This is a genomic window from Anaerostipes rhamnosivorans, assembly GCF_005280655.1.
In the GTDB taxonomy this organism is placed as follows: Bacteria; Bacillota; Clostridia; order Lachnospirales; family Lachnospiraceae; genus Anaerostipes; species Anaerostipes rhamnosivorans.
Window position 1 is genome coordinate 2,947,875 of the sequence record NZ_CP040058.1, and the last position, 23,322, is coordinate 2,971,196.

A 23,322-nucleotide genomic window follows, 5' to 3' on the forward strand; every position below is an offset into this window, starting at 1 on the left:
TGTGTGCATACTGCCCTCAGGGCTTTTTTATTCCATAGGGAGGTTCAAAGAACTTTCCTATGGAATAAAAAATGAAAGGCCTTCCACCTGGCGATGGAAGGCCTTTCATTATACCAAAATACACTTAATGTGTGAGAGAGGGTTATCTCTAATTCAAGGGAGGGAACCTTGAATTTAGATTTATTATACATCATATTTCGGATTTTTGGGCGTCAATGTAATAAATGGCGGTTTAGTTGTCATAAAAACTTTTTTGTGCCCTGATTTTTCCTATTTTTGTACCGCTTATCTTTTTATTCTTCCGTTTATTTTCCTTCCATTTTTCGCCCTTATTACGTTAATTTTGACATTTTTCACTCCATATGCTACTTTTAATTAGCAAAACGGAGCCCGTTCCTGCGGTGTAAGCATAGGTACACTCCGTTTTTTCATTTTTAAACTATATAAAGGAGATTTTATATGAAAAACCAAACGTATTCTTCCCCTCAAGACCTGGAAGGAAAGATTCCCCTTCCCCAGGCTGTCGTATTAGGCCTTCAGCACGTACTGGCCATGTTTGCAGGTAATCTGACTCCAATCATTTTGATTGCCGGTGCCTGCGGCATCGGTGCGGGCAGTCCCCTTCAGGTTTCCATCCTGCAAAACGCCATGCTGGTGGCCGGTCTGGTGACCTTTGTTCAGCTTTTTACCATCGGACCTGTGGGAGCCCGTCTTCCGGTCGTCATGGGAACCAGCTCCGGTTTCATCGGTGTATGCTCCGGCGTGGCAGCCTCCATGGGAGGAGGAATCGCCGCCTACGGCGCCATTTTAGGAGCCAGCATCATCGGCGGCCTTTTTGAGGGTGTCCTCGGTCTATTCTTAAAACCGCTGCGCAGATTTTTCCCTTCGGTGGTCACCGGTACTGTAGTTATGGCCATAGGATTATCTCTCATATCCGTGGGAATCAATTCCTTCGGCGGCGGTTCCGGAGCAGGAGATTTTGGCTCCCTTCCCAATCTTTTTGTGGGAGCTGTGGTCCTGATTGTGATCGTTGTTCTAAAGCACTTTACCAAAGGGGTGACCAGCAGTTCCTCGATCTTGATCGGCGTCATCGTGGGTTATATTCTGTGCGGTATTCTGGGATTGTTTCTTCCGACCACCTACACCAATGCAGAGGGTGTCAAGCAGACAGCTTCATGGGTATTAAACTGGGATAAAGTAGCTGCCGCCAGCTGGTTTTCCCTTCCAAAGCTCATGCCTGTGAAAATTGTATTTGATCTCAAAGCGATTATTCCAATCGCCATTATGTTTATTGTGACATCCGTAGAGACCATAGGAGATATTTCAGGCATCACAGAGGGCGGTCTGTCCAGAGAGGCCACAGATAAAGAGCTGTCCGGCGGTGTGATCTGCGACGGTCTCGGTTCCTCCTTTGCCTCTATCTTCGGAGTGCTGCCCAATACATCCTTTAGTCAAAATGTAGGGCTTGTGGGAATGACAAAAGTCGTCAACCTCTATTCCATCGCCATGGGTGCCGGATTTCTTGTAATCTGTGGGCTGTTTCCGAAACTAGCTGCTCTCGTGTCCATCATGCCCCAGTCTGTTCTGGGCGGCGCTGCTGTCATGATGTTTGCATCCATCGTAGTCAGCGGTATCCAGCTGATCGCCAAAGACGGAGTGAGCAACCGCGTCGTGACCATTGTCTCCGTTGCACTTGGCCTCGGCTACGGTCTCGGTGCAAATTCAGACGCACTTGCCAATCTGCCTCAGGCAGTCCAGCTGATCTTCGGTGGCTCCGGGATCGTCCCTGCTGCCCTGGTAGCCATCATTTTAAATGTTGCCATACCGAAAGACAAACCCACTGATTAAACATCCCTACAGGAGGCAGCAATTATGAAAATTACGATCCTCATAGAAAACCAGGCGCCGGATTCCCTGAAAAAGGAACATGGCCTGGCTGTACACATTGAGTACAATGGACAGAATTATCTCTTGGATACAGGTGCTTCCGGTCAGTTTGCTAAAAATGCAGAACAGCTGGGTATCGACTTGTCAAAAATTGATGCCTCTTTCTTATCCCATGCACACTATGACCATTCCGGCGGCTATAAAGAATTCTTCTCTAAAAATCCTAAGGCCCCGCTTTACCTGCAGAAGTCAGCCATGGAAAACTGCTATTCTAAAGTTTTATGGTTTCGGGAGTACATCGGGATACCAAAAGACATTTTAAAAGAATATGCAAGCCGCCTTTGTTTTGTCTCTGGCATAACAAAGATAAATCCCGGTGTCTGGGTGATTTCCCACAGTATACACGGCCTTTCCGAAAAGGGACGCAAAAGCCATATGTATATCAGGACAAAACAAGGATTTACACCGGATGATTTTAGTCACGAACAAAGTCTGGTCTTTGAACGTGAACATGACCTTGTCATGTTTAACAGCTGCTGCCATGCAGGCGTGGTTTCCATCATCAACGAAGTCAACGATGCCATGAAGGCCACAGGGAAAAAAGTTTCCTATATGTTCGGAGGTTTCCACACAATGGGACTTAGGGGAGCAAACAGCATGGGCGGCAGGCCCAAAGAAATCACAAAATTAGGACAACAGCTGCTTGCCCTTAACCTGTCCGGTGTCTATACCGGACACTGCACCGGGATTCCTGCCTTCCGAATCTTAAAAGAAACCATGAAAGATAAAATACATTATATGAAAACAGGCAGCGTCATTTCTCTGTAACGCTGCCCGTAAAAAGGGGCATTCACACTAAAAGTTAGTGTGGAGCCCCTTTTTCTCACCTTATTTCTATCTAAACTTTTCAATGTATCCCTGTACAAATATAAAAAGGACAATCAAAGGCAGGACAAAAGTCACATACTTTCTCGTCCATGCAGGGTACTTGATCCCTTTCCCTTCGTTAGCTTCCTCTCTAAACTTCTTCCAGCCCCATCCGTACTTTGTGACGCAGAACAGCAGATATACAAGAGAACCCAGAGGAAGGATATTATTGCTCACAATAAAGTCCTCCAGATCCTGGATCGTACTGTGCGCCCCAAACGGTGTGATGCCGCTCCACACGTTGAATCCCAATGCACACGGCAAGGAAAGCAGCGTGATCAGCACGCCGTTAAAGACACTTGCCTTTTTAATGCTCCAGCCCCAAAGATCCTGCGCAAAAGAAATTATATTCTGGAACACTGCTATGATCGTTGACAATGCCGCAAATGACATAAACAGGAAGAACAGGGCTCCCCAAATTCTGGATCCCGGCATCTCATTAAACACATTAGGCAGTGTGATAAAAACCAGATCCGGTCCGCTGTCTGGGCGTACTCCAAAGGCGAAGCAGGCCGGAAAAATAATCAATCCTGCCATAAGAGCAACGATCGTATCCAATGCCGCCACGCTGATGGCCTCCCCGGTAAGCCGGTAAGACCGGTCAATATAACTGCCAAAAATCGCGATAGCTCCGATTCCCAGGCTCAGTGTAAAAAAGGCCTGTCCCATGGCTGCCGACACAACCTTCATGATCCCCTGCTCCTTCATGGCATGGAAATCAGGTACCAGATAAAAAGACAAACCCTTTGCCGCCCCCGGAAGTGTGACTGCCCTTATGACCAGTACAATGATCACCAAAAACAGACAGGACATCATGATCGTGGTGATCTTCTCCACCCCGTTCTGAAGTCCCAGAGAGCAGATCAAAAAACCAATGATGATGACCACAAGCATCCAGAAGATCAGCACTTCCGGCTTAGATAAAAGCTCACTGAAAACCGTCTGCACCTGCTTAGGATTTTTCCCGACAAAATCTCCTTTCAGCATCTTAAAGAAGTAGCTGATCATCCATCCTGCAACCGTTGTATAAAACATCATCAGCAGGTAATTTCCTGCCATTCCGAAATAACTGTACCAGTGCCACTTCGTTCCCTCAGGTTCCAATGTCTGGAATGAGGTGGCGATACTCCTCTGACTGGCACGGCCCACCGAAAACTCCATGACCATGATTGGCAGCCCAAGAGCAAACAAGAAAAACAAATAAACCAACACAAATGCAGCTCCGCCGTACTGCCCAGTCACAAACGGAAACCTCCACACATTTCCAATACCGATGGCACATCCCGCCGATATTAAGATAAACCCGATCCTAGACGAAAACTTTTCTCTCTTTTCCATAATTACATTTCCTTTAATTCAAAGATAAATTCTGAACCTTCTCCTTCCCTACTTTTTACCCAAATCTGTCCTTCATGTATCCTGACAATCCATCTTACCATAGACAGGCCCAAACCGGTACCCCTCTCTTGGTTTTGAGTGTTTCTGCTCCTGTCTGCCCGGTAAAAACGGTTCCATATCTTATCCAGATGCTCAGATTTGATACCCTGACCGTCATCCTTTACGATTCCCCTGATCTTTCCGTCCTCTCGGAACAGAGATACTTTCACGATTCCATTGCGTTTTCCATAATTGATGGAATTCTCCACCAGATTAATCAGCATTCTAGTCAGCAGCATTTGATCCCCTGCTGCCATAAGTCCAGGCTCGATTTCGCTGAGCAGATGAATCTTCTTTTCTTCTGCTTTACCAGACAGTTCCTCCAAAGTCGTCTCAACCAGCATACTCATATCCACAGCTTCAAACTGAAAGGTCTCCTTCCCTCTCTCACACCGGGCGATCATCAAGAGCTGTGAGATGAGCTCAGACATCTTTTTCGCCTGACGCAGCACGATCCTGATCTCCTGCTTTTGCTCCTCGCTGATGCTGTCTTCTTCCAAAGCGTACTCACACTCTGCTATGATCACAGATACCGGGGTTCGGAGTTCATGGGACACATCCGATGTAAACTGCTTTTCATCCTCAAAAGAAGCTTCCAGCCGGTCAAACATCTCATTAAACGTACACGTCAGCTGGTGCATCTCATCCTCCGTCTTGGGCACTAAAAGTCTCTTTGACAGATCAGCCCCGCTGCTGATCTCCTCCGCAGTCGTACAGATTTCATCTACCGGCTTTAGTGCCTTTTTGGTCATTATATATCCAATCACTCCGATCATCAGGATCAAAAGCGGATATACAGCCGCAAAGGCCAGCATGACCATACGCATGGTCTGCTCCATGCTATGGATGGAGGCAATCCCCCTGATCCAAATTGCTTTCCCCGTTCCGTACTGGTATGCGGCATCATAGACCATCCACTGTTTGCCGCCCTGTTTCACATTCCTCACCTCGTGGGATCGGAGCTTTAGATTCTTCGGAAATTCCACCGGCATACTCCCATGAAGCAGTCTTCCGTCCTGATCATAAATACAGAACATGACACCGTCATCATAATAATCTACATCTGAGCTCAGATAATAAGTACCGTTCTGAAACTCAAATTCGTCTGCAAAATCCGCCACACTCCCCTGCAGATCTTCTTCAGTCTTAGACAATTCCAGCTGGTTAATGAAAATAAAAACACCGGCAAACACTACTGCCAGCACAACAGCAATCATACCTGTATACCAAAGAGTTACCCTTTTCTTGATTGAAAACCGCCTCATTCTTCTTTCCTCAATACATACCCTGCACCACGCACAGTGTGGATCAATCTGCATCTAAATCCTTCATCTATTTTTTTCCTCAGATAGCGGATATACACATCCACTACATTGGATCCGCCTTCAAAGTCGTAATTCCACGCATGCTGCTCGATCTGATCCCTGGACAGCACAATATTCTGATGTCTTAACATATATTCAAGAACCATAAACTCCTTGCTGGACAGAGATATTTTTCTGCCTGCGCGGCTTACCTCTTTTGTCTCACAGTCCAGAACCAGGTCATCCATAGTCAGCCGGTTGGATACAAAGGATGGTTTCCTGCGCATCATAACCCGGACCCTGGCCATGAGTTCCTCGAATGAAAAAGGCTTTACAAGGTAATCGTCCGCTCCCAGATCTAGGCCCTTGACACGATCTTCAATGCTGTCTCTGGCAGTCAAAAAGAGTACCGGTGTATTGTCGCCCTCATTTCGGATCCTGCTTAACAGCTCCAGGCCGTCAAGACCCGGCAGCATAATATCCAGGATCATGCCATCATAGTCTGCCATGGCAATATAATCTAATGCCTCCAGCCCGTCTCCGCAGTCATCCACTGTATAATGTTCTTTCATCAGTTTCTTTTTTAGAATATTTCTTAAATCCTCTTCATCTTCCACAATCAACAGGCGCATATGATACCTCCATATGGAACCATTATAATATAAATGCATTTTTATGAAAACATTTTAATTTAATTTTAATCTTTGGGAATTATAATAAGGTTATCAAAGATATGAAAGGAGAAAAAACTATGAAACGTAAAATGTCATTTGCACTCTGTTGTACTGCTTTTGTACTTCTGTTTGCAGGCTGCCAGAATAATCAAAAGAATGATACAGAGGCAACAACAACTCAGGAAATTGCCACAACTACGGGGACAACAGAAAAAACAACCAGTGAATCTACTGAAACTCAGGCATCCTCCGCAGATGCACCTGACCTCAGCAAATACGAGAAAAAGATTTCATCTATCACCAAAAAAATACAGGCTGCAACCCCTGGAAAAGATACAGCTAAAAACCAAAAAAAATTCTATAACTTAAAGAAGGAACTGGATGCAATAGATCATGAACTGGACACCCTGGACGACGAATACGAACACCAGTATGACACCGGTAAACTTTCTGCTGACAAATATAAGGAAATTGAACGCAAGATTGATGCACTGGAAGACAAATTGGATTTTGCAGAAGACACACTGGAAAATAAATTTGGAATTGACGATTAATCATTTTTAAAGAGGAGGTAAGTAAAATGAAAGGAAAAAAGTTAAGTATCGTAGTCATGGGATGTCTGATGGGACTTTCTCTGGCACTGTCCCCTGCTGTGGTTCATGCGGACAGTGATGATCCAAAGCCTACGTCCATCCGAAAACTCAATTACAAAAAGCGTACAGTGCGGGTCGGACAAAAGTTTGAACTGAAAGCGTATGCAAGACCATATGATTGTGATGACGACCAGCTAATCTGGACCACCAGTAATAAAAAAGTCGTTAAGATCGTAAGCCGTGACCGGAGGGATGATGATATTACCCTGAAGGCTGTGAAAACTGGAAAAGTAAAGATCACCTGCCGGATCCGGGGCACAAGCAAAAAGAAAACCTGTACAGTAACGGTAAAAAAGAAAGCCAAAAAGAAAACGGTAAAACCAACCCGCATCTGGGTGGAAGATAAATATATGGACGTGGACGTTCATGATACCGAAGACATTGAATACAAAGTACTGCCGAGAAAAGCAACAAACAAAAAGGTAACCTTCACATCCAGCAATCAGAAAATTGCAACCGTCAATTCACGGGGCATCGTGTACGGAAAACAGCCGGGCAAAGTAAAAATCACACTAAAATGCAAAGGAAATCCTAAAGTAAAGGCATATGTCTATGTCCTTGTTGAAATCGATGATGATGAAGATTGAGTAAAAATCGAAAACCGCCAGCCACAGAATACAGCTGGCGGTATTTTTAATGAGTAAAACCGTATACCTTTTTTTCCTCTTCTCCGTGGACCAAGATCTTTGCACTATCCAATTCTTCTATGGATTCTTTAAAATCCCTCATAAACAGCTCTGCCATATCCCGGCTCAGATCCGCACGGCAGACAATACGCTGGATGACAATGTCCTCGAGATCCACAGGAAGCGGGTAGGCGGGAACCTGCCATCCGTGCATGCGCAGCCGGTCTGCCAGATCATACAGGCTCCACTTATTATTCTCCTTCAGCCGGTAGCAGACAATCGGCATATTCTCGCCCCGGTTATAGATTTGAAATCTTTCCAGATTTTCAATCTCTCTGGCCAGATACATGGCCACATCCTTCGTGCGGTTCTGGATTTTTCTATAACCCTCCATTCCCTGTCTCAGGAAATTATAATACTGGGCAATGATCTGTGAAGCACTCCTGGAAAAGTTTAATGCCATGGTAGGCATCTCCCCTCCCAGATAGCTGACCTTAAAAACCAATTCCTTCGGAAGATATTTCTCATCTTTCCAGATGATCCAGCCTACCCCCGGATAAACGAGTCCGTATTTATGTCCCGAAGAATTTATGGATATCACATTTTCCAGTCTGAAATCCCAAACCAGATCTGGTTCGGTAAACGGCGCGAAGAAACCTCCGCTGGCAGCATCTACATGAATGGATACCTTATGGGCTGTTCCTTGGTTATATTCACTCACCGCCCGGTCCAAAGCAGCTATATCATCAAATTTTCCGGTGTATGTAATCCCAAGAATCCCGACAATTCCAATGGTGTATTCATCGACGGCTGCTATGGCCTTCTCAATATCCAGGCTCATATGTTCAGCGTCCATCGGTATGACACGCATTTCAATATCCCAGTATACACAAAACTTTTCCCAGCAAACCTGATAACCGCTGGATATGATTAAGTTAGGCCTTTTCGTAATATCCACACCCAGTGCTTCCGCCCGCTTTCTCCACCGAAACTTCATGGCCATTCCTCCCAGCATACATGCTTCGCTGGACCCCACTGTACTTGTGCCTATATAGGACTGGTCTTTTGGCGCATTCCACAAATCTGCGATCATATTCACGCATCGGTTTTCAATTTCTGCAGTCTGAGGATATTCTGATTTGTCTATCGCATTCTTCTCCAGAGTCTCACTCATCAGCTTAACCGCTTCATCTTCCATATAGGTCTGGCAGAACGTGGCAAGATTTAACCGGGCATTTCCCTCATCCAGAAGTTCATCACTGATGAGCCGATATGCCATATCTGATGGGATACTATGTTCCGGCAATACGTTTTTGGGAATGACACTAGCCATATCTGCATTCTCAAAAATAGGTTTTTCATAAATTTCCTGATTCTGATTGCTTTTGTTTTTACGGTCACATAACATTTCACTTCACCTCCTGCTTTTATTGTAACGCTTTTTCTGCCCATATAACTACCAATTGTAAAAAGTTTTATAATGATTTTAGTTTTCTGCATTCTTTTTTTAATTTCCAGCCATACTATATGTGAGGTGATGACAATGAGAAATGAAGATATTCCGATCGGTTTTACCATGGAACTGGCACAGCATGAAAATGCCCTGTCTGCATTTTCCTCCCTGACCAATGAACAGCAGCGTCAGGTCATTGATGAAGCCAAGAATATGAAGACCCGTCAGGAAATGCGGAATTATGTGGAAAATCAATTCAAATAATAAAAAGCAGGAAACAAAAAAATTTGCTTCCTGCTTTTTACTTCTGTGTATTACTGTTTAACGAATTCAGGGTTTTTCATTACATAATTGATTTTGGATTTATCATTCCAATACCCGGCAGTAGCCACAGGGAACATTCCAAGACATACATTTACCACCAGCGTCAGTATCAGCAGTTTCTGCTTGTGCTGATAGGACTGGACAAGATCTACCGACTTATTTTTGACTTTTTCTGCCTGGACAAATCTTAATATGATAACAATAATATTATAGATTACCGTAAGCCAGATGAACCAGTAACGGAAAGCACACAAAACATAGATAAACGTTACAACACTCCAAAAGATCCCTGAATTCCGTTCTTTTCTACTGAGCAGCTGACGGAAATGCTGGTCTTTCTCACTAAGAACTTCCAGTTTTGTTCCGCACCACTCACAGTACAGAGCGTCTTCCCTGTTTTCCTTTCCACAATTTTGACAAATCATCTCTCTCCCTCCGATTCCTCATAATGTTGTAACTAAATTATATCACAGATATGTCACTTTTTCTTTCATGTTTGTCATAATTCCCCGAAAAAATCCAGCCTTTTCTTAGATTACTTTATTTGTTTGATATATTTTGAACTGCAATATCCTGTTCGTCCATTGTAAATGACTTTATCCCATTTCTTTCCTTCATTTAAGATCTCTACTTTTGCTCCTTTTGGGATTTTATAAATAATTTTCCCCATTATAGATGCTTTTTCCCTCAGTCTTAGCGAATCATTTTTTGTATTAACCTTCCCAATTTTCAATTTAAATTTGTTCCCAGTAGTATTTGGCTCCCCCATTTGCATCTCTTCCATAAGAATTCCTTTTGCAACGGCTTCAGCGACTTTCTTGTAGCCTGCTTTTTGATAAAACTCAAAGTCATCTTTGTCATCAACAAAACATACCTCTACCAATATAGCTTTGTTTATCGTATGGTTCAAATAATATAGATGATTGGTTGTTTTTGTACCTCTGTCCGGAAAACCTAATTTTTTCATATTATGTCGGATCTGTTCCGCAACAGCTTTTTTGATCCCAATATCTGCTGTGCAATACACTTCACAGCCTGCAGCTATTTGATCTCCTTTGGAATCATTTCTTCCTGAGTTAAAATGAATGGAGATATCCAGAATAACATTTCTTTTATTACACTTTGCAACGACCTTTTTCAAGACATCCGATTGATCTTTTCCGTTATTGCACGTGCAATCATATGCTTTCTGTCCATATGATTTTAGCAGTCTTACTATTTCCTTTGTAATCAGTCGGTTTTCTTTTGACTCATCTAAAAATCCACATGCTCCGCAAGCTGTTTTTCCCGCCGGATTATGACCTGCACTTATGTTATAACTGCCCATCCTGCTTTCCCCCATCAATTTTTTCGTTTTTGGATTCTCCTTCAATGCTTCTTGTAAATCCCTGATGAAGACCTGTACTTGCCAAACCTGTAATTGCACCATAGACAATGGACTCCATTGCGACACCTCTATCAGCAATACAGCCAAGAACCGCTCCTAGAATTGCTAAAATCAATGGAATATACTTATTAGGGATAAAATCCAAGGACTTCTTCATGACATAGCCAGCAACCAGACATGCCGCCATTACGATAGGAATGTAGTATTGCGTAATAAACTCTAAACTCATATTTGTGTACCCCTCTCTATTTATCAATAATACTTTCTAAAAGTTCATCTCTTATTTTTTTCATATTTTCTATGCCATTTCCAGTAATTTGATGATTCAACATTGCAGCCAGGCACTTTGACTGCTGCCGTTGCATTTCTTCTAGTTTTTGTAAACGGCGGTAATCTTTCTCCGAATGTTCTTCTAAGAGTTCAACTCGGTTGCTGAACTTAAATGCCGGATGAATAATTTTATAGATTACTGCACCAGCACCGCCGATAATACTGATGCTTCCACAGATTGCTAAGATTTGCTCAAGCATAACTTTCCTTTCTATAGAACAAAGCGGACAAGTCCCCTTCAACTCCCTAAATCCCTCAATCATGAGGGACTTGCTCCGCTTTGCGCACCAAATGCGATTTGACGTAGTCAAATGATTTCCTTACGTATTTGTGTGCATACTTGCCCGCAGGGCTTTTTTATTCCATAGGGAGGTTTGAAGAACTTTCCTATGAAATAAAAAAAGGCCACTTAAATGGGCCTTGGATAATGATAATAAATATTTGAATATGTTGTGCAACTAAATTCCTATTTATATAAAAAACTTATTTATGAATATAACCCCAGATAGTGACTTTATTATTCACATTTGTTTTCGTTGCTCTTACATAAAGCGAAGTCAAATCCTTTTTATAAATTTGCACTTCATCACCCCCAATAATTAATCGTTGTGTACTTGATGTCTGTGTTAAATAATCAGAAGGATAGAATATTGTTTGATGGATATTTCCATAACTTCCCCATGCAACTATCAAAAAAACATACGAGTTCCAATCTATATTGTTATATTCTTTTTCTGAGGTAGAATAATTTTCAATTCTACCAAGAAATTGATAGTTTTTGAAAGCCGAGTTTAGTTGTACAACCTCGCTCTTAACTTCATTCACAGCTCCCACCAAATTCTGCTTCTCACTTGTCGTTAAATTCTGAAGGCTTCCCACCGCCTGCTCCAGCTTATTTAAAGATACTGCCTGCTCTTTTGACATCAATCCATCCAACGCTGGCGTTGCCTTTGGTATCGCATTGGAACTAATTGCGATCCAGTCCGTACCATTATATCTATACGTATAGTCTGTATCTTTTACATTGACTGTCCAGCCATCCTGTGGCTTAGGATACATCTCCATAATATCGGTGTATGTATCCACAGCTTCTTTCCAGTCAATATTTGTCTCCAATGCTGCGAATTTATTATCCACTTCGGATCTTGTATATTTATCATAAAAAGCATTTTTTTCTTCCTGTGTTACATGGATATTAACATCACTGGTATGTTTTTTTAGCGTCTCCATAGAGACTAATCCGGCAGGAGTAATGTTTAATTCAAAAGGATTCTCTTCAGAGTTTTTAAAATGAAAATTCCATACGATTGAATACCCAGGGCTTTCGTGCTCTGTTGGAATATCCTTTCCTTTGGCAGCCTGTGCAATGCAATATAGAATTTCTCCTTCATCTGGATCTTCTGCATAAAATCCTACCTGCCAAAGTTCATAACTTTCTGTTAAACCAATATTTTCAAGCAGTACCGGGATTATAATATTATCATCCGATATTGTAGCCGGCTGCAGCGTCAATTCCTGCATTGGATTGGTAACCTCTGTCTGCTGCCTGAGATACATCACCGGAACTTTTCCAGCACCTGTTTTTACTTTTGTTATTTTTAGTGTTTTTCCGTTTATTAATCTATTATGTAAATCTGCACCTTTTTCTGTCAAAGATGCATTTTCCCATATATCCATTTAGTTCACCTCTTTTTTAATATTCCATCAGGTTTGGTTTATGACAGGACTCTTATTTAAAGCACTTGAACTTGATAATATTCATGTTCTGAAATATAGAGTCCATAATAAATATGGACTACTGCCTCAATGATTTCTGAAACTTTTATTTCATAGACAAGATGTGCAGGTTTCACTCTATCAATAAAAACTTTTGCAGGCTCCAGATCTGATACATAACCCTTGACAAGAACACTGAATGTATTCACATCAGTATTTTCTTTTACTTCCACTTCGTATCCCAGCATTGAAGTAAGGACATCTTCAATTCTTTTTGGATTATTGAACCTGCGCCCCATTTTTTCCAAAAGATTTCTTTTCCGTTCTTCCTCTGAGACATTCTGCCCAGGTACTATCCCATACTGCTTTTCCCAATAATCAAGAGACCATAGATCTGCAGTCTGAACAAAGATCTGATCCTTAAAATGATCTGGAAATACATCTAATTCATCCAGAACTCTTCCAATACAATTAAATAAATGCAGTCCTGTATAAGCATCTCCATAGACAGGACTCACAAACTCTATAATTTTCTGGGCTTCTGGACTGGTCAGTATGTTATCCATTAATTCCGTTTTATTATGCATTCAGATCCCCCCTAATTACTATTTTCAGGTTCGTGCAAAGTGACTGCTGCCTCAGGAATAACATTTGGATCAACTAAAATATTATCTGTTTTTCCTTCTATTTCACCTTCTTTGCAGATCAACAGACCGGAATAATCATAAATCCCCTCAGTATCACCCAGAAGATTAGAGATCTGAGTATATCTGATTTTACCTTCATCTACTGTAGTTTTCAGATAAGAGTTCACAGACTTTTTAAACGCATTTGTCACAGTGACAAGATCTGCCCCTGGTTTTAGTTCAACAGTAGCAGTTATATTGATTACAAGCTTATCCGGAGTTACTACTTCCACCAAAGCATTGATAGGTGCCAGACGGTTTTCGGGATTATCAGGGCTCATAATATAGTTGGTCACCTTGTCCTTTAATTCCTGTAAATCTAATTCATCATTTGAAGGTGTAATTACAATCTTCACTTTTCCGCTATTATCCTGGGGACTGAATATTGTTGCTGTATCTACACCTTCCACTGACAATGCCCATCGTTTATAGTCACTGATATTGCCTACAAAAGAGTCTCCCTGGGACTGGTCATATTCCATAATCCGCTCTCTCAGGCTCTCATCATCTTCTTCCTCTGCCCCACCGGTAATCGGTGCTGGATTTGTTACCTCTGTAATACCGTCAATCAGATCCTCTTCAAGATTTACAGTATTATTAGCACTATTTCCATTCAGTCCCGGCTCCGTACATTGGATTTTTACATCCACACTGCCTTCAGAAGTAATTACTGCTTCCTCCAACGTTTCATACTCTTTTTCCGGTTCATCATTGATACTTTCTGTAGTAAATATACTTCCTTCTGGGATTACAGTGCCCGCAGTTCCCGTAATATGTAAAACTCCAGTGGCATTAATCGCTTCCTTCCGCTGAAACCCTCTCGTCTCTGCATGATAGTCAAGATAAGCACCTTCCGCGTATCTTGGCCAGATCAGCTTCAATGCTTCCACTAATTCAAATTCTTTCATTCTGGATACTTCAATCGCAGTGGGTCTTGTGAGATCATATACATAACCTCCTTCAGACTTGTCTATGTCATCAGGAAGAATGTCCAGCATTTTTTTATGGATTTCTTCTTCACTCGATTGATCTAAAAAGGAAGGAATTTTGAAATCATCCTCTTCCAATTCTTCCTCATCTATTGTTTCTAAAAGTTCCTCATCCATCTGTATCCTCCTTTCTATCTTTCGATTGTTGCTTTCAGTTCAATTTCATTGGAATCAATTCCAATTACATTACAGGTAACTTCCAGTGAATCAGCATTCATCCATTGAAATGTTACGGACTGTACCATATCCGTTCTTCCATAGGGATCTGCCTCTAAAGCCTCTGTAATCTCATTTTCCAGAATACTTTCTGCTTCTTTTCTCGACTCTGCCTGAAAAGCACTCTCTATATCAATTCCGATATCATCACTGTAGGCCTGGCACACATATCGTTTTGTTCTCAATATTTTCATGCACCACTGGATCCATGCTTCCACTCCGTTGGCCTCAACCAGTTTCTTAGTCCCATCTCTTTTAAAATCCTCCAGATTATCATCGAAATAGATGCTTTTTTTATATCCAACAGCTTCTTCATCCGAGTCATCATCAATTTCATCCAGTTCCAATTCTTCATCTTCAAAATCTTCCGGAAAAAGATTATCCATGCTATCACCTCTCATTCTTTCCCTTTAGATATTTTACCAATCACCACCGGAGTCTCATCTGCCCATAGGACAACGACCCGATCCTGATCCTTCAATACAGATTTCTGTCTGCTTGTCACATCCTGGTCCTCATCAAACTTACAGACAATATATTCCCCTTCTTCCATGACATCCTTTGGAAAACTATCCAATACCAGCCCTTTCTTTGTAATAGTTCCAAGCTCTGCCGTGGGGGAATATCCAAAATCTTTAACTTTTCCCATTCTTTTCTGCAAAATTGCAGCCAGTCTGACACTTCCTTTTGCAGCCATTATTTCTCGACCTCCAATTTCATCTTCCCATTTAGACAGTCATGTTCAACGCCAACAACAATATAGTATCCTGCAAGTGCCCCTGCATTGCTTTTAATTTTGTGGCCCTTTCTGACATAAGGATTATTGACAGCCTCCAAGGTTCTTTCGTATTTTGGTTTTCCGTGCTCTTTCAGGATTTCCTTTGCTTCCTTCTTAGCGTGAACTGTTTTTTTATCATCGGAATCTCTCATTATGATTTCTTGCAATGTACCATATTTTTTTGTATCACCTTTTACAACGGTAACTTTTTTAGGAGGCTGTTCCTTGGTGGATTGTGATTCCTGCTCCCTATAAATAGCCACTTTTGTTATAACGCCATCCATAGTAACCTTTGTATTCTCAGTTAGAGCTGATTCTTTTTTGTTAATCGTATATATTTTGGTGTTTGTTCCCCTTTTTTTTACTGTCAGAGCTCCGCCTTCAAAAGAAATAACATATTTTGTACCAGTTTTCTTTTTCACCTCATTCAGCACTGCAATAATCGCATCTGATACGTTAACTTCACGTATAATGGTCCGTTTGTGTTTAATGTTCTTATACTGAAAGTCGAGTTTGACTCCCCATCGTTTACAGATTGTCTGAAGAATACTCTTCGTACTTTTCCCTTTAGCAAAGAAAAAGTTATCTTTTGTATTCTGAAGATAAATCAGTCTGTCATAGGCGGTTAGTGACAGGTCTTTTGTAACGTCACTGGTATAATCTTTCTCCCAGATTGTCCCCCTAAATATTTCCTTATAATGCTTCCCAGTCTTACAGGATAATATCAGAGTGTCTCTGACCGTGATGTTATTATACAAATACTTCTTTTTATCTTTGATATTAGGTATTGTAATTGTAACTCCCTGAGCCAGATCATCCTGATTTTGTGTAACCGTTAGGCCAGTTAAAATCTTGGAAACATTGTAAACAGCTTTTTTTGTTTTGATGGTACATTTATAAATAGGGTTCTGGAGTGTCCCTTCCATAAGATTTCCTCCTAACTAACCATCTTGGTCAAAGTTTTGATACCTGCCATTCCGTCAGCTTTTAAATTATGTTTTCTCTGGTAGGTTTTAATTTTTGCCTTTGTTTTAGGTCCATAAATTCCATCTTTCGTTGCTCCGACTTTGCCCTGTACGAACTTAACGACTTCGCCCCTGCTTCCGCTTTTAATAACAATTTTTTTCAAAATGGTCTTTGTGGATGAGTCTAGCTTTCCATTTACCGGAACCTTGCCATATTTTTTATCCTTATTGATAGCTTTCTGCAAAGCAAGGATCGATAATTTTTTCTTCTCAGCTGCAGTCGCTGGTGGAATTGTCAGCACCTGTCCTCTATAAATTGTGTATTGGGATTTTACTTTTTTTCCCTCTTTTTTCTTTTTCGCATTTTCTTTATCAATTAAAGTCTTATTTGCCTTATAAATCCTTTGATACTTTGTACCATCACCATAAAACTTCTTAGAGATATCCCTTAAAGTCTCTGAGTTTCTGCCTACCTTATATTTTTTTGTACCTTTCTTACTTTTCCTCACGGTTCGCTTCAGTTTTAATTCTGCCGCTTCGATAAACGAAATCGTATATTTATAATCTCCTGCAGCGGAAAGGGTGCAGGTAAATTCATTTACATACATTAGCTTTGATTTAAAGGCAGTTTTCGATATTTCAACCTGTACTTTTTTATGTTTTTGCCGCCAACGCTCAATCTTATCTATATAGAAACCGGGCTGTTTCAGTGTTCCCTGAATAAACTCAAACTTTTCTCTGGTGATTGCCGGGAAAATACCTTCCCAGCCGATAGTGCACAAATTACGTCCCTTGGGAATGCTGACTTTTCCTAAATCTAAAATCTCGTACTCTTGGAGCCTGGAGGAATTTTTGTATTCTAACTCTCCTGGCAGAAGCGGAATTGTAATACCGCCATCTTTATTTCCCGGCTCGTATAATTTAATACTTACTTCTTTCACATTTTCCTCCTTTCATCTGTTATGCCACTGGAATATTCTTATAGGCTCCTTCGACAGCATCTGCAATGATAGAACAGAGCTCATCCGACACCTGTCCCCTCTGGGCTTTTAATAGCTGCAGTAAATCTACATTTTTTCCAGATCCTCCACCGTTTCCTTTTACATTGATAGAAATATTGCCTACAGAAACTTTTACCGGAGATTTTTTGTGATTTGCCGAGGTTTTGCCTTTGCTCTCTGTTTTATGTACTGCAGTCTTTTTAGATTTTTTAACAGACCCAGCCGACTTACCTCCCACTATCGCTCCATTGGCATAGCCCGGGACTCCAAGCATAGCACCTGCCTGATTCCACAAATCCAACCCTCTTTGACGTCGCTTACTTCCCAGTGGAATGATAGCCTCAGGTCCATCTTCGCCCACATAGCTCAGTGTTGTTTTGTTTACAAAACCACCATCCGCATGTGGAATTGCTGGAGATGCAAAAGGTAGCAATCCCCCGGACTTTGACTTATGAAGTAATTCTTTTTGTTTCTTTTCTCTTTCTCTCCTTGAAATCCTAGGATGGCTTCTTCTTGAAGAATTTCTTTGACCTGAGTGTGTCCCTACATTTGATTTTGATGGAAGAATAGGTTTTTTTATACCAACATTCCAGGGCTGAAGCATTTGAAGAACTGGCGGTTTCTTGGGTTTATATATTTCTTCTTTCTGTCCAGGTTTCTTAATAACCAACCCATTTGCAGTTTCTTTGATCCAATAAGTATTTTTCTTATTATGAGAATCTGGCTTTTTGGGAACAAGATCTTTTTTTTCTTTATCCCAGACTGCTCCATTTTTATCTCTTAAATTATCTAAATAATTATCTTGTGAAAATCCCATCGCCTTCCCCAGAGCTTTCTTGATTCCTTCTTTTGCTATGCTTCTTACAATTTTCGGAACTTTGATATTTTCAGGTATTTTAATGTTTTTGGGTAATTTGTTTCCGGAAATTGAAATAATTTTGCCTACTCCTTTAAATACTGTGCCTAACAATATATCTCCTGATGTGTCCAGTATTTTTTTTGCAATTTCCTTTCCAGGATCTTCTGCCACTACAACATCGTGTATATCAGATATTTTAGCTAAAATTTGGGCTTTCGGACTAATTACATCTCTTATTTCCTTAGGTAATCTATTCATTGCATTACCAATCTGTGGGCCGAACAAATCATTAAATGTATTGTCATATTCTTGATCTGCATAAGCTATAACTTGATTTTTAATTTTTTCTTTCCAATAATCAACAACCCCTCTTCTAAACTCTTTCTCTTCTTCAGCAAGCTTTTCGGCTTCAGGCGCAACTCCCATATTAGAATTGTTCATTACCCACTCTGTAGAAACACTTCCTGAAGATAATAGTTTATTCTTTTCATTCATTTGCCACCGATTTGGATTTCTGTCAGAGAAGAATTTTTTTATTCTTTTATTCATCTGATTTTCCAAATATTTAAATTCCTGTACTTCTTTCTGAGAAAAAGATTTTTTCTCTCCTGCAACAATTTTATCAATACCTTTTGGTATTTTCCCTGTCTTAGCATAAATCTCAGCAACTTTTTTATTTGTCCCATATGGATCTTTTTCAAAATCTAAATCGCCAATTCCAACTTTCTTTTTCTTTCTATATCCAGTAGAAGTATATTCATATTCATCTCCACCAATCACAATTGTGTCTGACAATTTACTCCCCCTCCTTCCATTCCAAATAATTTTCCAATTCTATTTCTGTGGAGGCAAGGACAAAAGCCCTCTCCCCCCGGCCCAAGCCGAGGATCTCTGAGGGCAGTTTTCCCTGTTTCTGCCAGATGTAATGTAGCTTCCAGGCTAGCGGACTAGCCTCAATCAGTTTTTTGCGTAGTCCTCCACAGTTACCTCAGAGTCATAAAATCCACTTAGTTTATCAATTTGATCGTCAATTGCGTCTTTTTCTCCGGCTCTCAGCACCGTATTAATTACATCAATTCCCTGCAGTACAGAAAAACCTTTTCTTTCAAGGCCATCCATTACTGTTGGATTATCCCACACATTTTCCTTATCCACGGTTGCCAGATAGATTTTCCATGCAGTAAATTCTTCAATTCTTAACTCTTTTTCAATCGGCGGTAATTTAGGATTATTGGGGTTTGCCATTTTCACTACTGATTTTCTTCGCGCAGTCAGTAATTCCTCTTCACTCAATGGACGGATTTTAAAGGAAAAAAACAATTTACCTTTCCTTTTGATCTGGATTTCTGTCTGAAGAGCGTCATCTGTTCTGAAATCTGCTGCTGCCAGCAGCCCCTGTACTAAATCCATCTCATTTTCCTTTGTCACTTCGATTCCCTGTTCTACACTTGTGTTCGCTACATTTTCCATCTTTTATATCCTCCTTATTTACCGATTGATAATATTTCTTCAAAAACCGGAATACTGTTGATCGTGAAACTCTGCTGTCTGGTAATCACTTCACCAGCTTTCAAAGTCATAATGTCAAAGTCTCCGTTTGGAATACAATTCCTTAGTGTCAATTTTTGTTCCTTTTTATCCAAAGAACGTGTTGCAGTGCTTTGGAAATCATATTTCGGTATTTCACCCTCGGCAAGCTTTTTCAGGATCGGATCCATTAAAATATCATCTCTGACAACTGCCCCTGAAAAAGTAAGGGTGAATTTAACCTTATTTGGAATTGAATACTCCTGTACATCCCCTAATGGCTGATATTCGATATTTCCAAAGCTGGCCTTAATCTCATAATCTTTTATTTCTGCTAATAAAATTCTCTCTTTTCCATCAAAAATAAATAATTTTCCGTCATTTCCTGTCATTACTGTACGTACATCAATTTTATCACTCATTCTTTCTCCCCCTATTCTCCTGAAAAGCTGAACTTATAGTTCAGATAAATTTTTTCTAAGCTGTCAATGTCAGATGCCTCAATAATAAAATGTGCATTATCCGGGCCATGTGCCTGTTCCGGATCCTCATAGAAATTTGCACCATCCATTAATTTTCCTTCGTTCACCATTGCGATCAAAACATCCTGTGCCACTTTCACTACATTGGAAATACCGTCTGAGTCACAGTTTACCTTTCCAACCAGAGGTGTGATTGTTCTGTCGATTCTGTCAAACATTTCATATCTGGTCATTGTACGGCGGATCTTTTTCCATCCTGCATCCTGGTTTTCATTTAACGTTGTCAGTGTATTCACTCCGCTGTCAAACCAAACTTCCCCCTCCTCACTTGGTGAGAGAAGAAGCATGCCGTTTTCAATGGCGTGAATATAATCTTCGTTTTTCAAAACTTCAAGAGTATCGACTGCATTCGGAATAACAGTATGTACAACGGACTTATTGGATGGAGTGCTTCCGATAATACCTGCCTGAATAGTAACTGCCTCATAGCCGTCTACTTTATTGCCCTCTGCATCCACATAACCGCTTCCAGCATAGATAAAGTATTCGGAATCAAATGATTTTGCATGTTCCATCCGCTCTTCAAAAGCAACATCACTTCCCTCTCCGACAACACAGGAACCAATGGAACCATTATTCTTTAACCTTTTCATATATGCTTTTAACAGCTCATGTACAGCAGTATCTACGGTATCTGTTACGAGAACATTCCACTTATAAGCTTCAAAGGCCTCCAATGCCGCACTGTATTCTGCGTTTGTAACTGTGGGATTGGTTCCCGGAGTAATCTCCTGCTGTACGACTGAAACTGGTTTTTTGTCTTCCGCAGCTTTTTCAGCATGAAAAACAGCTGATTTTGCGTTAATAATTTCAGTAAGAATCTGTCCTTCATCACCGTCAGCCTGTACTTCATATTCAAACTTTTCCTTTAAAACAGCTCCCTGATATACAGAAAACTCTCTCTTTGTTTCACTTCCTAATTTCTGTTTTAATGAGACCGCAAATGTAATATCCGTTGGATATTTTGTTTCCAGAGAAACCACAGCTGCATCCTCAGCATCTTTCAGATCCAGTGTTCCCTTGGTGCCCCCTGTCCCCAAACGATACACATGAACCTTGGCAGCCCCTCCTTCAAAAAGATTCGTTGCCCCTTTTACTGTCCCTCCTACACCATACATTTCCTTGAGTGTATCCTGTTTTGTGTGAATTGTGACAACTCCTACAGGACCAAAATCAGCTTTTACCGGAATTGCAAAAACTCCTGTCATCGCTCCTGCTACAAGCTTTTTATCCTCTGTTGAATACCTTCTGTAAACTCCGGGTCTTACCTTTTCTTCCCCTGCCTGATATGTTCCTCCCATAGTCTAATGTACCTCCTTGCTTTTATAATCATTTACAATTTTCTTTGCTTCTTTTTCTGATGCTTCTTCTAGTCCGGCAAAAGAAAAAGCAGCTCTGATCAGATCCTCAGATGCTGCAAGAACTTCCGGATTGGAAGCAAATTCTTCCATGCTGTATTTTACCTGTGATTTCAATACTATCCCTCCTGAATATCGATATTACGAATTGGTTGCTTCTCCTCTTCCTGCCGAAGGACCCCATACTGGCACTCAATAAAGAACTGCCGGTGCTTCAGTGGGTTCAGAGTATCATTATAATTTACCTTCATAATGTATAAAGGTCCCCCGTCACTCATGGTCAGTGACTTAATACCTGCCAGCTTTTGCGTAATTTCCCGTATCATAGAAAGCTTTTTATACTGCTCTGCTATAATATGGATCCTGATACCGGCAGTGATCCAGGAATTACACCACGTATCTTTATAAGATCCTGGAGCCATGCTTTCCAGACGGCAATAGATCGCTGATTCACTATTTCCTGGTTTCCAAATATCTTCAAGTGGATCTCTGCTGATTATAACCGCATCCTCGAAAGTATTTTTCAGCCAGCTGTTTAATGCAGCCACCGGATCTGGCTCTATCATTTCCTGCTTTGTAAAAAGCATTCCGTTGAATGTGTAGATGGTCTCCTCCACTGATGTTCCACTTTCTAGTACAGCTGGTTCTGTATGACTCCACCTTGTACCCAGAGTTACATCTATCTTTGTAAAAAAGCAACGGTCCAGCGCCGTAAGAATTGGCATTTTGAAATCCAGGGAATTGGTCTGCTGTCCTTTCTTACAAATAACGTGAAGACGGATCCTTTTGCTAAATTCTCTTTCCATTTCTTCCTTTAATTCTACTTCATAGATCATCCTTGGATACGGATCACTTTCCCACAGTTCATCAGAATCATCGGGAGCTCTTTTTTGAAATATTGCCGGCTTTCCATTATATTTTGCCAGAAGCTTAACAAGATCTGCAGAATCTGCTAATCTCTGATAAATTAAATTTTCTATTTTGCACACCTCCTAAAAATACTTTTATCATTACAGCTGTATTACACGACGGGTTGGGAATTCCTTTTTTCATAGAAGAAAACAGGCGGGAAGACCAAATTTCATAGGTGGGATCTCCTGCCTGTTTTCTCTATTATAATGATATCATTCTGCCAGCGGACATTGTGGGCAGATTTTCTGCCTGTCCTCTACCGACAGGGAAAAAATAAAAGAGAGAAATGAGATCCTTTTAAAAATGGATTTTCAATCTTTTAATTTCTATGATAACTATATCATTATCTCAGCGGACATTGTGGGCAAACACCTCATCACAGAATTTCTGGTACTTCCTCGATGCGGTCCTTCTGTCCATCCCCAGTTCTTCCCCTATCTCCTGCCATCCAAGATGATTGATCGAGCGCAGTCTTATGATCAGTCTCAGCTCTGGATCTTCAATTTCCTGTAAAAAACGTTCAATCTCTGCCCTTGTATATAGTAATTTCTTCACTGATATATCGATAAGATTTTTGATCTCTTCTATCCGCACTGCATAGTCAGCAGTCTTATCGCTGACTCCTCCTCCAAAAGGCATACCGGTCAAAATAGGGCTTTTCATCATACTCTTGCATTCCATCCAATTCAGTTCTTCATTTAATCTTTCAATTTCCTTATTCAGATAATACATCTGTCCCATATCTTTTTCTGTCATCGTATTCCTCCCCTC

27 protein-coding genes are annotated in these 23,322 nt (G+C 40.9%); 5 read left to right on the forward strand and 22 right to left on the reverse strand.

The window, feature by feature from the left end; all coding sequences use genetic code 11:
* Positions 1-459 precede the first annotated feature (459 nt).
* On the forward strand, positions 460-1,848 hold the full coding sequence (locus AR1Y2_RS14565; protein WP_137329625.1) for a uracil-xanthine permease family protein: 1,389 nt from the start codon (positions 460-462) through the stop codon (positions 1,846-1,848).
* A gap of 24 nt (positions 1,849-1,872) precedes the next feature.
* Complete coding sequence (locus tag AR1Y2_RS14570) at positions 1,873-2,715, forward strand: MBL fold metallo-hydrolase (protein WP_137329626.1); 843 nt, start codon at positions 1,873-1,875, stop codon at positions 2,713-2,715.
* 66 nt (positions 2,716-2,781) lie between these two features.
* Here the strand turns inward: AR1Y2_RS14570 and AR1Y2_RS14575 are convergent, their stop codons facing one another.
* The 3 genes from AR1Y2_RS14575 to AR1Y2_RS14585 are packed head-to-tail and all read right to left on the reverse strand — an operon-like array spanning position 2,782 to position 6,187.
* Positions 2,782-4,152 (reverse strand): sodium-dependent transporter, encoded by a 1,371-nt coding sequence (locus AR1Y2_RS14575; RefSeq protein WP_137329627.1) that lies wholly within the window; start codon positions 4,150-4,152, stop codon positions 2,782-2,784.
* Between the two features lie 2 nt (positions 4,153-4,154).
* On the reverse strand, positions 4,155-5,570 hold the full coding sequence (locus tag AR1Y2_RS14580; RefSeq protein ID WP_243118767.1) for a HAMP domain-containing sensor histidine kinase: 1,416 nt from the start codon (positions 5,568-5,570) through the stop codon (positions 4,155-4,157).
* On the reverse strand, positions 5,513-6,187 hold the full coding sequence (locus AR1Y2_RS14585; protein ID WP_137329629.1) for a response regulator transcription factor: 675 nt from the start codon (positions 6,185-6,187) through the stop codon (positions 5,513-5,515). Before AR1Y2_RS14585 ends, AR1Y2_RS14580 begins: the two co-directional genes overlap by 58 nt.
* Before the next feature lie 119 nt (positions 6,188-6,306).
* Between AR1Y2_RS14585 and AR1Y2_RS14590 the strand changes: the two genes are divergently transcribed.
* Together AR1Y2_RS14590 and AR1Y2_RS14595 are read left to right on the forward strand one after the other, a co-directional pair.
* Positions 6,307-6,783 (forward strand): entericidin EcnA/B family protein, encoded by a 477-nt coding sequence (locus AR1Y2_RS14590; RefSeq protein WP_137329630.1) that lies wholly within the window; start codon positions 6,307-6,309, stop codon positions 6,781-6,783.
* Positions 6,784-6,809: 26 nt separating this feature from the next.
* A complete protein-coding gene (locus AR1Y2_RS14595) occupies positions 6,810-7,469 on the forward strand; it encodes an Ig-like domain-containing protein (protein ID WP_137329631.1) in 660 nt (219 codons plus the stop codon).
* 46 nt (positions 7,470-7,515) lie between these two features.
* Here AR1Y2_RS14595 and AR1Y2_RS14600 read toward each other — a convergent pair whose 3' ends face one another.
* A complete protein-coding gene (locus tag AR1Y2_RS14600) occupies positions 7,516-8,916 on the reverse strand; it encodes a glutamate decarboxylase (RefSeq protein ID WP_137329632.1) in 1,401 nt (466 codons plus the stop codon).
* Positions 8,917-9,051: 135 nt separating this feature from the next.
* Between AR1Y2_RS14600 and AR1Y2_RS14605 the strand changes: the two genes are divergently transcribed.
* The gene (locus tag AR1Y2_RS14605; RefSeq protein ID WP_243118768.1) at positions 9,052-9,225 is read left to right on the forward strand and encodes a hypothetical protein; all 174 of its coding nucleotides are present in this window, start codon (positions 9,052-9,054) and stop codon (positions 9,223-9,225) included.
* A 50-nt stretch (positions 9,226-9,275) separates the two neighbouring features.
* Here the strand turns inward: AR1Y2_RS14605 and AR1Y2_RS14610 are convergent, their stop codons facing one another.
* From AR1Y2_RS14610 to AR1Y2_RS14690, 18 genes are all read right to left on the reverse strand, one after another.
* Positions 9,276-9,710: a zinc ribbon domain-containing protein gene (locus AR1Y2_RS14610; protein ID WP_137329634.1), complete on the reverse strand. Its 435-nt coding sequence runs from the start codon at positions 9,708-9,710 to the stop codon at positions 9,276-9,278.
* Positions 9,711-9,820: 110 nt separating this feature from the next.
* The gene (locus AR1Y2_RS14615; RefSeq protein ID WP_137329635.1) at positions 9,821-10,612 is read right to left on the reverse strand and encodes an N-acetylmuramoyl-L-alanine amidase; all 792 of its coding nucleotides are present in this window, start codon (positions 10,610-10,612) and stop codon (positions 9,821-9,823) included.
* Positions 10,599-10,901 carry a phage holin family protein gene (locus tag AR1Y2_RS14620; protein WP_137329636.1) on the reverse strand — a complete coding sequence of 101 codons (303 nt, stop codon included), beginning with the start codon at positions 10,899-10,901 and terminating at the stop codon, positions 10,599-10,601. The genes AR1Y2_RS14615 and AR1Y2_RS14620 overlap by 14 nt, the downstream gene beginning before the upstream one ends.
* Before the next feature lie 16 nt (positions 10,902-10,917).
* Complete coding sequence (locus tag AR1Y2_RS14625; protein WP_243118769.1) at positions 10,918-11,265, reverse strand: CTP synthase; 348 nt, start codon at positions 11,263-11,265, stop codon at positions 10,918-10,920.
* Positions 11,266-11,485: 220 nt separating this feature from the next.
* Positions 11,486-12,679, reverse strand: coding sequence for a hypothetical protein (locus AR1Y2_RS17890; protein WP_175403672.1), 1,194 nt, complete (start codon positions 12,677-12,679; stop codon positions 11,486-11,488).
* Between the two features lie 56 nt (positions 12,680-12,735).
* Positions 12,736-13,305: a putative phage tail protein gene (locus AR1Y2_RS14635; RefSeq protein ID WP_137329637.1), complete on the reverse strand. Its 570-nt coding sequence runs from the start codon at positions 13,303-13,305 to the stop codon at positions 12,736-12,738.
* An 11-nt stretch (positions 13,306-13,316) separates the two neighbouring features.
* Positions 13,317-14,510, reverse strand: a complete 1,194-nt coding sequence (locus AR1Y2_RS14640; RefSeq protein ID WP_137329638.1) for a baseplate J/gp47 family protein — start codon at positions 14,508-14,510, stop codon at positions 13,317-13,319.
* Between the two features lie 14 nt (positions 14,511-14,524).
* A complete protein-coding gene (locus tag AR1Y2_RS14645) occupies positions 14,525-14,995 on the reverse strand; it encodes a DUF2634 domain-containing protein (RefSeq protein ID WP_137329639.1) in 471 nt (156 codons plus the stop codon).
* 11 nt (positions 14,996-15,006) lie between these two features.
* Complete coding sequence (locus AR1Y2_RS14650) at positions 15,007-15,306, reverse strand: hypothetical protein (protein ID WP_137329640.1); 300 nt, start codon at positions 15,304-15,306, stop codon at positions 15,007-15,009.
* Positions 15,306-16,313 carry an XkdQ/YqbQ family protein gene (locus AR1Y2_RS14655; RefSeq protein WP_137329641.1) on the reverse strand — a complete coding sequence of 336 codons (1,008 nt, stop codon included), beginning with the start codon at positions 16,311-16,313 and terminating at the stop codon, positions 15,306-15,308. Before AR1Y2_RS14655 ends, AR1Y2_RS14650 begins: the two co-directional genes overlap by 1 nt.
* Positions 16,314-16,324: 11 nt before the next feature.
* On the reverse strand, positions 16,325-17,293 hold the full coding sequence (locus tag AR1Y2_RS14660) for a PGRP and LysM peptidoglycan-binding domain-containing protein (protein ID WP_137329642.1): 969 nt from the start codon (positions 17,291-17,293) through the stop codon (positions 16,325-16,327).
* A gap of 19 nt (positions 17,294-17,312) precedes the next feature.
* Positions 17,313-19,007: a hypothetical protein gene (locus AR1Y2_RS18075; RefSeq protein WP_243118770.1), complete on the reverse strand. Its 1,695-nt coding sequence runs from the start codon at positions 19,005-19,007 to the stop codon at positions 17,313-17,315.
* 162 nt (positions 19,008-19,169) lie between these two features.
* A complete protein-coding gene (locus tag AR1Y2_RS14670; protein WP_137329643.1) occupies positions 19,170-19,682 on the reverse strand; it encodes a phage tail assembly chaperone in 513 nt (170 codons plus the stop codon).
* A gap of 14 nt (positions 19,683-19,696) precedes the next feature.
* Positions 19,697-20,161, reverse strand: a complete 465-nt coding sequence (locus AR1Y2_RS14675; protein WP_137329644.1) for a phage tail tube protein — start codon at positions 20,159-20,161, stop codon at positions 19,697-19,699.
* Between the two features lie 11 nt (positions 20,162-20,172).
* Positions 20,173-21,582, reverse strand: a complete 1,410-nt coding sequence (locus tag AR1Y2_RS14680; protein ID WP_137329645.1) for a phage tail sheath subtilisin-like domain-containing protein — start codon at positions 21,580-21,582, stop codon at positions 20,173-20,175.
* Positions 21,583-21,585: 3 nt separating this feature from the next.
* The gene (locus tag AR1Y2_RS17895) at positions 21,586-21,756 is read right to left on the reverse strand and encodes a hypothetical protein (protein WP_175403544.1); all 171 of its coding nucleotides are present in this window, start codon (positions 21,754-21,756) and stop codon (positions 21,586-21,588) included.
* 2 nt (positions 21,757-21,758) lie between these two features.
* The gene (locus AR1Y2_RS14685; protein WP_137329646.1) at positions 21,759-22,628 is read right to left on the reverse strand and encodes a hypothetical protein; all 870 of its coding nucleotides are present in this window, start codon (positions 22,626-22,628) and stop codon (positions 21,759-21,761) included.
* A 271-nt stretch (positions 22,629-22,899) separates the two neighbouring features.
* Positions 22,900-23,307, reverse strand: coding sequence for a DUF1492 domain-containing protein (locus AR1Y2_RS14690; protein ID WP_243118771.1), 408 nt, complete (start codon positions 23,305-23,307; stop codon positions 22,900-22,902).
* Positions 23,308-23,322 lie beyond the last annotated feature (15 nt).